13 protein-coding genes and 1 tRNA gene are annotated in these 14,443 nt (G+C 65.6%); 11 read left to right on the top strand and 3 right to left on the bottom strand.

Annotated features, from left to right (window positions below):
* Positions 1–4 precede the first annotated feature (4 nt).
* Both GUY37_RS13710 and proC read left to right on the top strand, forming a co-directional pair.
* Complete coding sequence (locus GUY37_RS13710) at positions 5–1,003, top strand: sugar phosphate isomerase/epimerase family protein (RefSeq protein ID WP_166826603.1); 999 nt, start codon at positions 5–7, stop codon at positions 1,001–1,003.
* An 83-nt stretch (positions 1,004–1,086) separates the two neighbouring features.
* Positions 1,087–1,923, top strand: a complete 837-nt coding sequence (gene proC, locus GUY37_RS13705; RefSeq protein ID WP_166826600.1) for a pyrroline-5-carboxylate reductase — start codon at positions 1,087–1,089, stop codon at positions 1,921–1,923.
* A 44-nt stretch (positions 1,924–1,967) separates the two neighbouring features.
* Here proC and GUY37_RS13700 read toward each other — a convergent pair whose 3' ends face one another.
* A complete protein-coding gene (locus GUY37_RS13700) occupies positions 1,968–2,849 on the bottom strand; it encodes a helix-turn-helix transcriptional regulator (RefSeq protein WP_166826598.1) in 882 nt (293 codons plus the stop codon).
* 107 nt (positions 2,850–2,956) lie between these two features.
* Here GUY37_RS13700 and GUY37_RS13695 point away from each other — a divergent pair, with 107 nt between their 5' ends.
* From GUY37_RS13695 to GUY37_RS13685, 3 genes are all read left to right on the top strand, one after another.
* Positions 2,957–3,298 carry a DUF485 domain-containing protein gene (locus tag GUY37_RS13695; protein ID WP_166826595.1) on the top strand — a complete coding sequence of 114 codons (342 nt, stop codon included), beginning with the start codon at positions 2,957–2,959 and terminating at the stop codon, positions 3,296–3,298.
* A 20-nt stretch (positions 3,299–3,318) separates the two neighbouring features.
* Entirely contained in the window at positions 3,319–4,947 is a 1,629-nt protein-coding gene (locus GUY37_RS13690; protein WP_166829792.1) for a solute symporter family protein, read from the top strand.
* Between the two features lie 247 nt (positions 4,948–5,194).
* A tRNA-Gly gene (locus GUY37_RS13685) sits at positions 5,195–5,265 on the top strand.
* A gap of 348 nt (positions 5,266–5,613) precedes the next feature.
* Here GUY37_RS13685 and GUY37_RS13680 read toward each other — a convergent pair.
* Together GUY37_RS13680 and GUY37_RS13675 are read right to left on the bottom strand one after the other, a co-directional pair.
* The gene (locus GUY37_RS13680; RefSeq protein WP_152348500.1) at positions 5,614–6,276 is read right to left on the bottom strand and encodes a potassium channel family protein; all 663 of its coding nucleotides are present in this window, start codon (positions 6,274–6,276) and stop codon (positions 5,614–5,616) included.
* Positions 6,269–7,687, bottom strand: coding sequence for a TrkH family potassium uptake protein (locus GUY37_RS13675; RefSeq protein WP_228278479.1), 1,419 nt, complete (start codon positions 7,685–7,687; stop codon positions 6,269–6,271). Before GUY37_RS13675 ends, GUY37_RS13680 begins: the two co-directional genes overlap by 8 nt.
* Before the next feature lie 59 nt (positions 7,688–7,746).
* On the opposite strand from GUY37_RS13675, the gene GUY37_RS13670 reads away from it, so the two are divergent.
* The 6 genes from GUY37_RS13670 to GUY37_RS13645 all read left to right on the top strand — a co-directional run bounded on the left by GUY37_RS13670 (position 7,747) and on the right by GUY37_RS13645 (position 14,443).
* Positions 7,747–8,943 carry an acetoin utilization protein AcuC gene (locus tag GUY37_RS13670; protein WP_166826590.1) on the top strand — a complete coding sequence of 399 codons (1,197 nt, stop codon included), beginning with the start codon at positions 7,747–7,749 and terminating at the stop codon, positions 8,941–8,943.
* Positions 8,944–9,228: 285 nt separating this feature from the next.
* Positions 9,229–9,327: a 30S ribosomal protein bS22 gene (locus GUY37_RS13665; protein ID WP_009882927.1), complete on the top strand. Its 99-nt coding sequence runs from the start codon at positions 9,229–9,231 to the stop codon at positions 9,325–9,327.
* A 72-nt stretch (positions 9,328–9,399) separates the two neighbouring features.
* Positions 9,400–9,645, top strand: coding sequence for a glutaredoxin family protein (locus tag GUY37_RS13660; protein WP_166826587.1), 246 nt, complete (start codon positions 9,400–9,402; stop codon positions 9,643–9,645).
* A gap of 27 nt (positions 9,646–9,672) precedes the next feature.
* Complete coding sequence (locus GUY37_RS13655) at positions 9,673–10,368, top strand: redox-sensing transcriptional repressor Rex (protein WP_166826585.1); 696 nt, start codon at positions 9,673–9,675, stop codon at positions 10,366–10,368.
* Positions 10,365–12,842 carry a glutamyl-tRNA reductase gene (hemA, locus tag GUY37_RS13650; RefSeq protein WP_166826582.1) on the top strand — a complete coding sequence of 826 codons (2,478 nt, stop codon included), beginning with the start codon at positions 10,365–10,367 and terminating at the stop codon, positions 12,840–12,842. The genes GUY37_RS13655 and hemA overlap by 4 nt, the downstream gene beginning before the upstream one ends.
* Complete coding sequence (locus GUY37_RS13645) at positions 12,839–14,443, top strand: bifunctional uroporphyrinogen-III C-methyltransferase/uroporphyrinogen-III synthase (RefSeq protein WP_166826579.1); 1,605 nt, start codon at positions 12,839–12,841, stop codon at positions 14,441–14,443. The genes hemA and GUY37_RS13645 overlap by 4 nt, the downstream gene beginning before the upstream one ends.

Below are 14,443 nucleotides of genomic sequence, written 5' to 3'. Positions count from 1 at the left end.
ATGGATGAGCAAGAAGTCGAAGTCCCAGCGAAAGGTGTTGACCACCAAGAACTCTGCGCGCTCGAATTCGCGGCGCCACAAGGAGTACTTCGACAGTCACGAAGTCTACGAACACGACGCCCATCACGTCTCGGACCACCGAATCCGCCTCGGCCTGTCCAGCTCGTCGGTGTCCCCGATGACCGTCGAGGAGACCTTCACCCAGGCCGCGAAACACGGCTATGACGGCGTCGAGATCATGGTCACGCACAACGCCGAGACGCGAGACGTCGACCTCATCAACGGACTCGTCCGCGACACCGGCCTCGACGTCATGTCCCTCCACGCCCCGACTCTTCTCTTCCTGCCACGGGTGCTGCACAAGGACCACTGGGAGAAGCTGCGGATCACCGCGAACCTCGCCAGAGAAGTGAATGCGGAGACCGTGGTCCTCCATCCGCCCTTCCGCTGGCAGGGCGAATACGCCCTCGGTTTCGTCGACGGGGTCCGAGAGGTCTCCCGGGAGACCGGCGTGAGACTGGCCGTGGAGAATATGTACCCCTGGCGGGCGGGGCTGCGCGAAATCCAGGTCTACTATCCTGACTGGAACCCGTTGGATGAGGACTACGACGATCTCACCTTCGACTTCTCCCACGCCTCGACTGCCGGGATGAACGCGGTGGAGACCGTGGCCGAGATCTTCGACAAACTCCGACACGTCCACCTCACCGACGGGGCGGGCTCACTCAAGGACGAGCACCTCGTCCCGGGGGCCGGAACTATGCCGGTGGCCGAAACCCTGCAGTACCTGGCCAAATACAACTGGGCCGGCGACGTCGTCGTCGAGGTCAACACTCGCTTCGTGCGCAGACAGTCCACCCGTGAGAAGATGCTCGCCGACTCGATCGCCTTCGCCCGCGATCACCTCGGCCTGGCCGAGGCGCCCCCGCGCCGCAACTCCCACAGTCACACCCGCACCTCGGAACGCGGTTCGTCGACCACCGACGGACCCGCCGGCGACTGACCGCCGACTGTGGAGACCGCCTGCCGCCTCCGTGAGCAGAAGACTGCAGCAAACAGATGACAACCTCGAAAGGCTGACTCGATTTGACCACAATCGCCTCCATCGGAACCGGCAACATGGGCACGGCACTGATCCAGGGGATCCGAAGCGCTGACGCGGACATCACCGTCCGCGCGACGACGAATTCGACCGCCTCGGCGCAGCGTCTGAGCAAGGAACTGCCGTCGGCGACGGTGACGGCAGTGGAAGAGGACGCAGAGGCGAACGGAAAGGCCGCGGCCGGAGCCGATTTCGTATTCCTCGGCGTCAAACCCTGGATGATGGCCGAGACCCTCCGCGAACTCGCCCCGAACCTCGATGCGACTGCCGTGCTCGTGTCGATGGCCGCCGGAGTCGCGGCCTCGGATCTCGCGAAACTGGCCCCCGAGAATCCGATCGTGCGGATCATGCCGAACACCCCGAGCTCCATCGGCCACGGCGTCATCGCGCTGGCCCCCGACGCCGAGGTGCCCGCTGACAGCGTCGACACACTTCGTCAGCTCCTGTCCGGAGCCGGACTCGTCGTCGACCTCGACGAATCCCAGATCCCGGCGATGACCGGCATCTCCGGGTCCGGAGTCGCCTACTTCTTCCTCCTCGCCGAAGCAATGATCGCCGCCGGAGTCAAGCAGGGACTCAGTGAGGATGATGCCCGACAGATGGTCGTGGCCACCGCCGACGGCGCCGGCCGCCTGCTCAGCCGGAAGCCCGATCCGGGCGCCCAGCGTCAGGCCGTGAGCAGCAAGGGCGGAACGACGCTGGCCGGTCTGTCGAAGTTCATCGATGCCGGGATCTTCGATATCGCCGAGGCGGCTGCGCAGGCGGCGGCTGACCGTTCCCTGGAGATGGAGCGGGAGAATTCCGAGGTCATCGACGGCTGAGGCGTGTCGACGGCTGAGGCCCGTCGACGGCGCTCGATCGTCGTTCAGGGGAGGACGTTCGAGGACCGAGCGATGGAGACCGCCTCGTGGCGAGTCCGTGCCGAGAGCTTGACCATGGCCGTGTTGAGGTAAGACTTCACCGTCGACTCACGCAGGCTCAGTGCGTCGGCGATGCGGGCATTCGACCAGCCCAACGCGACATGGGAGAGGATGTCTGTCTCCCGCGGGGACAGGCGCACGGCTGGCACCGGCGACGGATAGTTCTCCGAATTGTGTCCTGAGAGGATGTCGGCCAGCCGGGCCTCGACACTGCTGAGCTTCTCGCGAGTCTCATCGTCGAGGATGCCCGAGCGGATGGCTCGCAGCTCCGCATAGGTGTGGCGCAGCGCTTCCCTGCCCGATGGCTCGAGGTCGGGGTAGGACTGTTCGCTTTTGGATCCGCCGCGGGCCTCCTGCCGGTGGGCCAGCCGGGCGAGATCGACCGAGAGCTGCCGTACGCGTCTGACGAGGTCCCCTGTCTGCGGAGCCGCGGCATCGTAGTCCGAGCGGTGGCCGCAGTAGACCATGCCCGTGACCTCCCCGCCGAGCAGGGTCGGGACGGCGACGAGGACGCGGATGCCCTCGCCGAGTACCTCCTCATCGTAGTGGTGGGTGATATAGGGATCGATTTCGTAATCGCGGGTCAGCTGGGGAGTGCCTTCGGTCATGGCCCGGCCACCGAGGCCTCGCCCGGTGGAGACGATGAGTGAGGAGAGCAGATCCTGGTCTGCCCCGGCGACGGCCTCGACAGCGACCGATCCCTCATCGACGGTGCCTCCGAAGACAACGTCCCCCGTGCCGGTTCGATGGAGCGAGTCGACGGCCTCGACGAACAGGCGGCGGGTCTCGGCCCTGAGTGCCCGCGTTTTCCTGGCGTTCGCATTCATGTGAACAAGCTACCAACTTTCGGTGGTATTCCCTAGCGCATGCTGAACGTTACCTTTGGATCATGTGATTCAGGACACGGATGTTCTGGCCATTTAAAGGAGAGAGAATGACTGACTCGGTCAACACTGGGGTTGACTTCCTCGCAGAGGAGGAGCGCCCTGAATTCAAAGCACTCAAACGCAAGAGGTTCTCGGTGGTGATACCGCTGTCCATCGCCTTCCTCGTCTGGTACTTCCTCTACGTCATCCTCAGCACGTACGCGCACGACTTCATGTCCACGAAGGTCGCAGGGGAGATCAACGTCGGCCTCGTCTTCGGGCTGCTGCAGTTCGTCACGACGTTCGCGATCACGATGTTCTACGTCTCGTTCGCCAACAAGAAGCTCGACCCGCCGGCGGAAGCGATCCGTGAACGCCTTCAAGCCGAAGCGGAAGGACGTCCGTCATGAGCGCACTGGCATTCGGCGACATGCTCGCCTCGGGCAGAGACCTGCTGACTGCAGGGACGGCCGAGGTCGAGAACAACCCCATCCTCAACATCGCGATCTTCGCCGCCTTCGTCGCGGTGACGATGTTCATCGTCCTGCGGGCCAGCCGCAACAACAAATCCGCCTCCGACTACTACGCAGGAGGCCGGTCCTTCACCGGTCCGCAGAACGGCTTCGCCATCTCCGGTGATTACCTGTCTGCCGCGTCGTTCCTCGGCATCTGCGGTGCGATCGCCGTCAACGGCTACGACGGGTTCCTCTATTCGATCGGCTTCCTCGTCGCGTGGCTCGTCGCCCTGCTCATCGTCGCCGAACTCATGCGCAACACCGGCAAGTTCACCATGGCCGATGTGCTCTCCTTCCGCCTCAAGCAGCGGCCCGTGCGCATGGCCGCGGCCCTGTCGACCCTGGCCGTGTGCTTCTTCTACCTGCTCGCCCAGATGGCCGGTGCCGGCGGTCTCGTGTCCCTGCTCATGGGCATCGACGGCAAGATCGGACAGTCGCTGGTCATCGCCGTCGTCGGCGCGCTGATGATCATCTACGTCCTCGTCGGCGGGATGAAGGGCACCACCTGGGTGCAGATCGTCAAGGCCATCCTGCTCATCGCCGGTGCCTTCGCAATGACCGTCTGGGTGCTCGCACTCAACGGATTCAACCTCTCCACGCTGCTCGCCTCGGCGGTGGAGAACGCGGCCGAGGGAGTCGGGGACGGGGTCCTCAATCCCGGTCTGCAGTATGGTGAGAACCCGCTCGACTTCATCTCCCTGGCGCTGGCGCTCGTGCTGGGAACCGCAGGGCTGCCGCATGTGCTCATGCGCTTCTACACGGTTCCGACAGCCAAGGAGGCCCGCCGTTCCGTGGTGTGGGCGATCTGGCTCATCGGCGCCTTCTACCTCTTCACCCTCGTCCTCGGATACGGTGCGGCCGCACTCGTCGGAGCTGAAGAGATCAAGAACGCTCCCGGCGGCGTGAACTCGGCGGCACCGCTGTTGGCGCTCCACCTCGGCGGGCCCATCCTCATGGGCTTCATCTCTGCCGTCGCCTTCGCCACGATCCTCGCCGTGGTGGCGGGTCTGGCGATCACTGCAGCGGCGTCGTTCGCCCACGACATCTACGCCAACGTGATCAAGAAGGGCAAGGTCGAGGATTCCGAGGCCGAGGTCAAGATCGCGCGTCGAACGGTGATCGTCATCGGTGCTGTCGCGATCATCGGCGGCATCGGCGTGCAGGGGCAGAACATCGCATTCCTCGTGGCCCTCGCCTTCGCCGTGGCCGCCAGCGCGAACCTGCCCACGATCGTGTACTCGCTGTTCTGGAAGCGCTTCACCACCCGCGGAGCGGTGTGGTCGATCTACGGCGGTCTGATCTCGGCGATGGTCCTCATCGCGTTCTCGCCGGTCGTCTCCGGTTCCGAGACCGCAATGATCCCGGGCGCAGACTTCGCGATCTTCCCGCTGTCGAACCCCGGAATCATCTCGATTCCGCTCGGGTTCCTCCTCGGCTGGATCGCTTCGGTGACCGACAGGACGGTGGAGAGTCCGGAGCTCGCCGCCGAGATGGATGTTCGCGCTCACACCGGGTTCGGCGCCGAGGAGGCTGTCGAGCACTGACCCATCTGCCATCCGCGTGTTCAAAGTGCAGGCGACCCGATTCGGGTCGGGGGCGGATTCACTTTGAACACGCGGTTGTCGCTGACTGCGTCACGCTACCGAGTGGCGGGGCGTGTTGGTGGGCCTCGGCAGGGGGCAGCTGGAGGATGCGCATCAGGCGAGACGCTGTAGACTGGTTCGAGTCGCCGACCACGGCATGCTTGCACCGGGTCTACCTGGGCGGGCGGTTGCATTTCGGTGGCGACGTGCGGGCGTAGCTTAATGGTAAAGCTTCGGCTTCCCAAGCCGATGACGCGGGTTCGATTCCCGTCGCCCGCTCTCTTTGTGCCCGCATATTGCGTTTCTTTGTGGAGGCTGCGTGCGCTGCGGCGGGTTGTGAGTCTCGAAACGTATCTGCAGACTGCAGTCCGCGAAACGGTACTGATTTCTCTGAACTGCACACGGAAGAACGTGATCAGTTCAGAGAGACCAGTACCATTCGCGGCGTGAAGCTGGCGCGACGGAGAGGCGGCCGGGCGACCCCACGCGACCCACGCCGTGCGATCTCTCGGCGGCCCACGCGGCTCTTGCCGGGCGGTCGGGCCCCGCGCGGCCCCACGCGGCACCCGCCCTGCGGTCTACGGGCATGCCACGGCCCACGTCTTGCGGCCTATGGGCGGCCGGAGTCTACGGGCGGCCGGCGAAGCGGCCGAGGAGCTCCACGTGCCCGGCGACGATGAGCAGGTCCTGTTTGCCCACACGTGTCGTCGGGTCGGCGTAGGTGAAGTCCCGGCCGGGGCTCTTGATGCCCACGATGGTCACGCCGTATTTGTCGCGGACACCGGACTCGCTGAGCGTGAAGCCCTGGATCTCCCGCGGCGGACGCATCTTCACGACAGCGAAATGGCCCTCGTCGAACTCGATGTACTCCATCATCCGGGAGCTGACCAGATGGGCGACGCGGCGACCGGCATCCGACTCCGGATAGAGCACATGGTGGGCGCCGATGCGATGGAGGATCTTGCCGTGCGACGGTGAGATCGCCTTCGCCCACACCTGCGAAACGCCGAGGTCAACGAGGTTTGCGGTGGTGAGCACACTGTCTTCGATCGAGGTTCCGATACCGACGACGGCAGTCGAGAAGTCACCGGCACCCACCTGACGCAGAGCGTCGATGTTCGTCGAGTCGGCCTCAACGACGTGCGTGAGCTTGCCGCTCCAGTCCTTGACGAGCTCGGGATTGTGCTCGATGGCCATGACCTCGCGTCCCAGACGTGCAAGAGTCGCCGCCGTCGAGGACCCGAAACGTCCCAGTCCGATGACCAGGATAGAAGAGTGTTCGTTAGCCAACGACCGGCCTTTCTTCGGGGTAGCGGTACAGGCGCACCGAATCCTGCATCGACAGTGCGGCCGCCAGTGTAATCGTACCGAGTCGGCCGATGAGCATGATCACCGACAGCACATAGAGTCCCGAGTCCGGCGAGGTCGCCGACACCCCGGAACTCAGGCCCACGGTGCCGAAGGCCGAGATCACCTCGAACAGCACCCGGTCGAGAGGCTCGGCACTGATCTGCAGCATCGTCAGGGTGCCGATGAAGACGATCATCGCACCTGTGAGCAGGATCGAGATCGAGAGTTTGATCGTCGAGGAGGTCAGCCGCCGACCGAACACATGCACGTCCTGCAAGCCCCTGGCCTCGGCGAACGCGGCGAGGACGAGCACTGCCACCGTTGTCACCTTGATGCCGCCGGCCGTCGACGACGAACCCCCGCCGATGAACATCATGAGGTCCATGAGCAGGTGCGAAGCCTGGCTCATATCCGCGACCTCCATCGTCGCGAACCCGCCGGAACGGGGCATCACCGCCATGAACAGGACTTCGACGAAGGTGTGGCCGGCGTTCTTATCACCCAGGGTCGCCGGGTTCGCCGACTCGAACAGCGCCAACAGCAGCAGCCCGACGGCCAAGACCGTCGTCGTGGTCGTCAGCGTCAGCTTCGTATGCAGATCCCACCGGCTGGGACGGTTCCAGAACATCGCGACCATGAGCACGACCGGGAAGCCCAGCGAACCGACGAACACCCCGGCCATGAGCAGCGACAGAATCCACGGATCAGAGGCGAAGTAGGCCGCCCCGCCCTCGTGGATGGTGAACCCGGCATTGTTGAATGCCGAGATCGAGTAGAACACCGAATACCAGGCGGAGTCGCCGAGTGATTCCCCGCGGATGAGGAACCGTGGGAACAGCAGCACCGCGAGAATCGATTCGGCGGTGAGAATGGTGATGACCACGGTCTTGAGCAGTGAGCCGACCTGACCCAGATTGAGCGCCGAGGTGGCCTGCTGAGCGATCAGGCGCTGCCGCACGCCCAGCCGACGTGAGACCGCCATTCCCAGCACCGAGGCGAGGGTGAGGATTCCGAGTCCGCCGACCTGGATGCCGGCGGTGATGACCGAGATCCCGAAGTCCGACCAGTACTCCTCCGTGACGACAGGGGTCAGTCCGGTCACACACACGGCCGAGACCGCTACGAACACGGAGTTCGCGATGTGCGTGGCCTGATCCACCGAACCGGGATGGCGCATGCTCGCCGGCAGGATCAGCAGGATCGCGAACGCTGCGACGACGGCGACGAAGGAACCGATCGCCAAACGCGCCGGTGATGCCACAGCGAGGTCGTCGACGAAGTCACGGACCCACCGACCCGGCTTGAGCAGCCGGTCGTAGCGCGGCGAGGAATTCTTGGACACAAGCACCATGGTAGAGCCGGTCGCCCCGGAATCGGCGCAAGTGAGCTGTGCCATATAGCATGGTGGGCATGGCCGAAAATGATGTGTATGTCGTTTGGGACGACGAGGTGACCGGTTACAACTTCGGTCCCAGCCACCCCATGCACCCCCTCAGGCTCGACCTGACAGCGAAGCTCGCCGCCGACTTCGGACTCTTCGACGCCGACAACGTCCGCGTCAATCCCATCGGTGACATCGATGAGGCGAAGCTGGCCCGCCTCCACGACCCCGACTTCATCGCAGCGGTCAAGCAGGCCGGCACCGAAGAGGGCCTCGACGAGCAGGACGCGAACAGATACGGAATCGGCACCGAGGACGTGCCCGGGTTCGAGAATATGCACACCGCCTCGGCGCTGCTGTTCCAAGGCAGCATCGACGCTGCCAATGCGATCATCTCCGGGGACTACCTGCGCGCAGTGAACTTCTGCGGCGGAATGCACCACGCGATGCCGGGCAGGGCCAGCGGCTTCTGCGTCTACAACGATGCAGCCGGAGCGGTCACCGAATTCCTCGAGGCCGGATACGAACGCATCGTCTACCTCGACACCGACGCACACCACGGCGACGGTGTGGAGACGTTCTTCTGGGACGACCCGCGAGTGCTCACGATCTCGATCCACGAATCAGGGAAGTTCCTCTTCCCCGGCACCGGATATCCTGCCGATATCGGGGGACTCAAGGCAGCCGCCTCGGCGGTGAACATCGCCCTGCCTCCGCGCACCGGCGACGCGGACTGGCTGCGCGCCTTCGACGCCACAATCCCCCAGGTCGTCGCCGCATTCGAGCCTCAGGTCATCGTCTCCCAACACGGCTGCGACGGCCACCGCGCGGACCCGCTGACCCATATGCGCCTGAGCGTCGATGCCATGCGCATCGCCGCCGAACGCATCCGCGACCTCGCCGTCGAGCACGCCGAAGGACGCTGGCTGTCCGTCGGGGGAGGGGGATACGCGATCATCGACGTCGTGCCCCGCGCCTGGACGAATCTCCTGGCCGTGGCGGCGGGCCGTGATATCGACCCCGGTGCCCGGATCCCCGGCCGGTGGGCCGCCTCCGCGCAGACGACGACCGGACGAGAGGCGCCGCTGTCGATGACCGACGGATTCGACGGTGACTTCGAACCCTGGTCGAAGGGCTTCGACCCCGAGGCCGAACTCGACCGGGCCGTGATGGGCACCAGGAAGAACATCTTCCCCTTCTTCGCCCTCGACCCCTACTTCGACTGAGACTCGACCCCTGCTTCGACCCAGCGGTGCGGTCGGCCCGCCCGAACCGAGCGCGGTTCCTCGCCGAGCCCGGCCCCGCCCCGCACGCCGCCTGAACCGGTCCCGTCCCGCACGCCGCCTGAGTCGGACCCGAACCCCGCCGCCGCGCGGATCGGTCGGGGACGCCGTTGTGGATCTGGACACAGTTTTGGGAAAGCAGGCGCCCAAGCGATAGAATTGCACGGTTAGTTCAATGGGTGGGCACCTGCTGTTCACCCTCCACCGACAAGCACAAGGGGTACCCGAGTGGGCTCAGTCATCAAGAAGCGCCGCAAGCGTATGTCGAAGAAGAAGCACCGCAAGCAGCTTCGCAAGACACGTCACCAGCGTCGCAACAAGAAGTAAGACCCAACGGTCCTACGCCCCCGCTCGAGTGATTTCTCGGCGGGGTTTGTTGCACCCGATGAGGAGTGAGCCATGGTCGAACTGACCTTCCTCACGCGCGTCGACTGCCATCTGTGCGCTGCGGCGCTGCAGGCCGTCACCGAGGTGGCTGCGGGCAGAGATGTGATCGTGACCGAGATCGACATCGACAGCGATGACGATCTGGCCGCACGGTACGGCTGGGATGTTCCCGTCGTTCTCCTTAACGGGCGACAGCACAGTTTTCATCGAGTCGATAAGGATCGGCTGTCCAAGACGCTCGACGCCTTGGGCGCATGAGATCGATTGAAGGAGTGAGACGGATTCGTGGGCGAGATTCTGTCCGCCAACAGGATTGAGGGTGTCGTTCGCAAGGACGTACCCGAGCGCGTGATATCCCGACTCCCGATCTATCTGCAGACCGTCGAGACGATTGCCGCCACCGGCCAGGACACAGTGTCGTCGGAGGACCTCGCCGCACGCAGCGGGGTGTCCCCGTCGATCCTGCGCAAAGACCTGTCACAGCTGGGACGATCGGGAACCCGCGGTGTCGGCTACTCCTGTCCGGAGCTGGCCGCTACTCTGCGGACCTTCCTCGGCCTCGACCGAGATCGTCGCGTCGCCATCATCGGCGCCGGACGCCTCGGCTCGGCACTGGCCGACTACGCCGGATTCCGTCGCCGCGGCCTGCGTCTGACCGCCGTCTTCGACATCGACGAGGAGAAGATCGGCACCGCCATCGGTGCCCTGACCGTCTCCTCCTTGGACGACCTGCCCGCCTGGTCCGAACACATCGACCTGGTGGTCATGGCCGTCCCCGCAGCCGCGGCGCCCGCGGCGGCCCAGAAGGCCGTCGAAGCAGGTGTGCGCGGCATTCTCAATTTCTCACCCACCGTGCTCGACGCACCGGATACCGTCCGTGTCCATCAAGTCGACTTGGCCAGTGAGCTGCAAGTACTCGCATACTATTCGGCGCTGGACACGGCACCGCTCAACCCTGGTTTTGAGGAGCACAGGAATTGACTCTCTTGGTTCTCGGCATTTCACATCAGTCGGCTCCGATCGACATGCTCGACCGAATGGCCTTCGGCGCCGGTGAGGTCGGCACTCTGCGCCGGGACGCCCTGGTCGGAGAGAGCGTCGAGGGCCTCGCGGTGCTCTCGACCTGCAACCGCCTCGAACTCATCGCCGACGTCTCGGCCTTCCACGGCGGACTCGCAGACCTCGGCAACGCCCTCGTAACCTCGATCGACAAAGAATGGTCCGATATCGCCGGGCACTTCTACGCCCACTACGACCACCAGGCCATGGAGCACCTGCTCAGGGTCGCCTGCGGGCTCGACTCGATGGCCATCGGCGAGGCCCAAATACTTGGCCAGCTTCGGTCGGCGTTCACGGATTCGCAGTCGGACAAGGCCCTGACCTCCGAACTCTCCCAAGCACTGCAGCAGGCGCTGCGCGTGGGCAAGCGCGCCCACTCGGAGACCGACCTCGGAGAGGTCGCGCGCTCCCTCTTCGGTGCCGGCATCGAAGCCTCGGCCGCGCACATCGGGTCCCTGCGGGCTGCCAATGCGCTGGTCATCGGCGCCGGAGCCATGTCCGGACTCGTCGTGTCCGGGCTGCACAAGGAGGGCGTCGCCCACATCACCGTGCTCAACCGCACCCTCGACAAGGCCGAACGCCTCGTCGCCGAGGTGGGCGGACGTGCCCGCGAACTCACCCCGCGCATCATGGCCGAAGAGATCGCCGACGCAGACCTCATCGTCTCCTGCACCGGTGCCCGCGGAGTCGTCGTCAGCCGAGATGACATCGTCGCCGGCCTCTCGCAGAACCCCAAAGGCGCTGCGAACAAGGCCTTCATCGACCTCGCCCTGCCGCACGACATCGACCCCAGCGTCCGCGAGTTCGAACATGTCGCCCTCTTCGGCCTCGGGGAGATCCGCGAGCTGCTGCGCAGCTCCGACAAGGAAAGCGATGCGAAGGTCGCCGGCACCATCGACGCCGTCCGCGCGATCATCTCCGCCGAACTGGAGAACATCGCCACCGGAAACAAGGAACGCTCCGTCGCCCCGACCGTGACCGCCCTGCGCTCCCATGCCAAGGACGTGCTCGCGTCGGAGACGCAGCGGCTGGAGAAGAAGCTCGGTGATGCCGTCGACGAGAAGGCGTTCGCCGAGATCCGCAAGTCCCTGCACCGGGTGGCCGAGAAGCTCATCCACACCCCCACAGTGAAGGTCAAGGAACTCGCCGTGACCGAATCCGAGGTCGACTACGCCCAGGCCCTCATGCAGCTCTTCGACCTGCCCGTGAACAAGGTCGCCCACGCCAAGACGCCGCCGGAGACGAAGGTCGCGACGGCCGCCAGCGCCCACCACGTCGAGGCCGACGGCATTCGCCCGGTCGCCGACCACACCCTCGACATCGTCGAACCTGAGCACTTCAGCGGCCGCACAGTGCGTCTGGGCACCCGCCGGTCACAGCTGGCCCGCTCCCAGTCCACGGCGATCGCCCATCAGATCGCGGCCCTGACCGGCTGGCGCGTCGAGATCGTCGAGGTCGTCACCGAGGGTGACGTCAACATGTCGCCCCTGGCCGGGTTCGGCGGCACCGGAGTCTTCGTCTCCGCCGTCCGTCAGGCCCTTCACCAGGGCAAGATCGACCTGGCCGTTCACTCGCTCAAGGACCTGCCCACCACCCCCGAGGCGGGCATCCAGATGGCAGCCATCCCGCCGCGCGTCGACCCTGCCGATGTCCTCATCGGCCGTGACGGGCTGAGTCTGAATGATCTGCCCGCCGGGTCCGTCATCGGCACCGGTTCGCCGCGTCGCGCCGTGCAGCTGCGTGCCGCACGTCCCGATATCGAGGTCCGTGGTGTGCGCGGAAACGTCGACACCCGCATCGCCCATGTCCGCGACGGCCGCCTCGACGCCGTTGTGCTCGCCGCCGCGGGCGTCCGTCGCATCGGCCGCCTAGCCGAGGCCACGGATTCGCTCAACTTCGATGTCATGCTGCCGGCACCCGGTCAGGGCGCCCTGGCCGTGGAGACACGCGGGGCCGACAGTGCCTTTGCGACCTCCCAGGACATCCTCGACCGAGACGCCGAGGTGCGTGCTGCCCTGCGCCGGATCCACGACCAGACCACAGACCTCGCCGTGACCTGTGAGCGGGCGATCCTCTCCCGCGCCGAAGCCGGCTGCTCGGCACCCATCGGCGCGCTGGCGAAGATCGAAGGCACCGAATTCGTCGTCGACGCCGTCATGGCCGATGACGACGGCAAGCTCGCCCGCACTCGCCAGAGCACCGAGCTGCCCGCCCTCCTCGACGTCGACTGGAGCACCGGCGGCGAACAGCAGCTGTCTGTGACCGCCAAGGAGCTGGCACGGGTCGCCGACGAACTCGGCACCGCCGCAGCCGAAGACCTCTTGGGACGCCTCGGCATCGACCCGGCCACCAGCGCCGATCACCTCACCCCCGTCAAGGTTCAGGAGCAGGGATGAACAGCCAACCGACAACGGGTCAGGTGCAGCCGCGCCGACTCCTGCCGGCAGCCCCACGCGTCGTCTTCATCGGCAGCGGACCCGGCGAATCGGGTCTGATGACGATGCGCGGCGCCGAAATCCTCGCCACCGCCGAAACCGTCGTCTATGACGCCGATGTCCACTCCGAGATCGTCACCGCGTACGTGCCGCAGGCCGCGACCCTCATCGATGCCGCAGACCTCGGAGTCGCCGCCTCGACCCGTGGCCGCCGCATGGCCGAACTCGCCCGTCCGGACAAGACCGTGGTGCGGCTGAGCTCCGATGACGGAATCATCTTCACCACCACGACCGCAGAAGCCGCTGTCTGCCGGAAGGAACAGGTCGAGGTCGAAATCGTGCCCGGAGTCGGACTCTCCGCCTCGACGGCGGCTTACACCGGAACGGCGCTGACGACCAACCGAGTCCGATCCGTGCGCTTCATCGAAGCCGGACCGCAGACTCATGTCGACGTCTCCCGCCACCGCAACACCACCCATGTGCTCACCGGCACCGCCGCCGCCCACGAACAGGCCATCGAGGCACTGCTGGTCGACGGCTGGGACGAGGACACGAAGGTGCTCCTCGGCTGGGGGATCTCCACGATCGAACAGACGAGCGTGGAGACGACCTTGAAGCAGGCGCTGTCCATGGCGCAGTCAGGAACTGATCGTATGGTGGTGATCATGGGGCAGGGAGTGGAATCCAGAGGTGAGCTCGGCTGGTTCGAATCCAAACCGCTCTTCGGCTGGCAGGTGCTCATCCCGCGGACCAAGGAACAGGGAACCTCCACTGCAGAAGCCCTGGCCGAACTCGGTGCCGTCGGCACCGTCGTGCCCACCATCGCCGTTCAGCCCCCGCGCACGCCGACCCAGATGGAGAAGGCGATCCGCGGCCTCGTCGACGGATCCTACGAATGGGTCGGCTTCACCTCGGTCAACGCCGTACGTGCTGTGCGCATGTGGTTCGAAGACTTCGGACTCGACTCCCGCTCGATGGCCGGAGTCAAGGTCGCAGCCGTCGGGGGCCGCACCGCCGCAGCCCTGGTCGACTGGGGAATCACCCCCGACCTCGTTCCCGACGGGGAGCACTCAGCACGCGGCCTGGCCGCGGCCTGGCCGGACTTCGTCGATGACATCGACCCGATGAACACCGTGCTCCTGCCCCGTGCCGATATCGCCACCGAGGTGCTCGTGGCCGGGCTGCTCGAGAAGGGCTGGGACCCCGACGACGTCACCGCCTACCGCACCGTGCGCGCCTCTCCGCCACCGGCGCCGATCCGCGAATCCATCAAGGCCGGCGACTTCGACGCCTTCCTCTTCACCTCGTCCTCGACGGTGCGCAACCTCGTCGGCATCGCCGGCAAACCCGCCCCCACCTCGGTGATCTGCTGCATCGGTCCGGCGACGGCGAACACCGCGGCCGAACACGGACTGCGCGTCGACGTCCTCGCCGAGGAGGCCAACCTCACCTCGCTCATCGACGGTCTCGTCGAATTCGCACTCACCCAGCGCGCCGAAGACGTGGAAACCGGGATCTCCCCGCAGCGTCCGAGTCAGAAGCGCCGCAGAAGGAAGGCCTGA

The organism is Brevibacterium limosum, from assembly GCF_011617705.1.
GTDB classification, from domain to species: domain Bacteria; phylum Actinomycetota; class Actinomycetes; order Actinomycetales; family Brevibacteriaceae; genus Brevibacterium; species Brevibacterium limosum.
The sequence above is the reverse complement of the archived record's forward strand: the minus strand, read 5'-3'. Positions and strand labels throughout refer to the sequence as shown.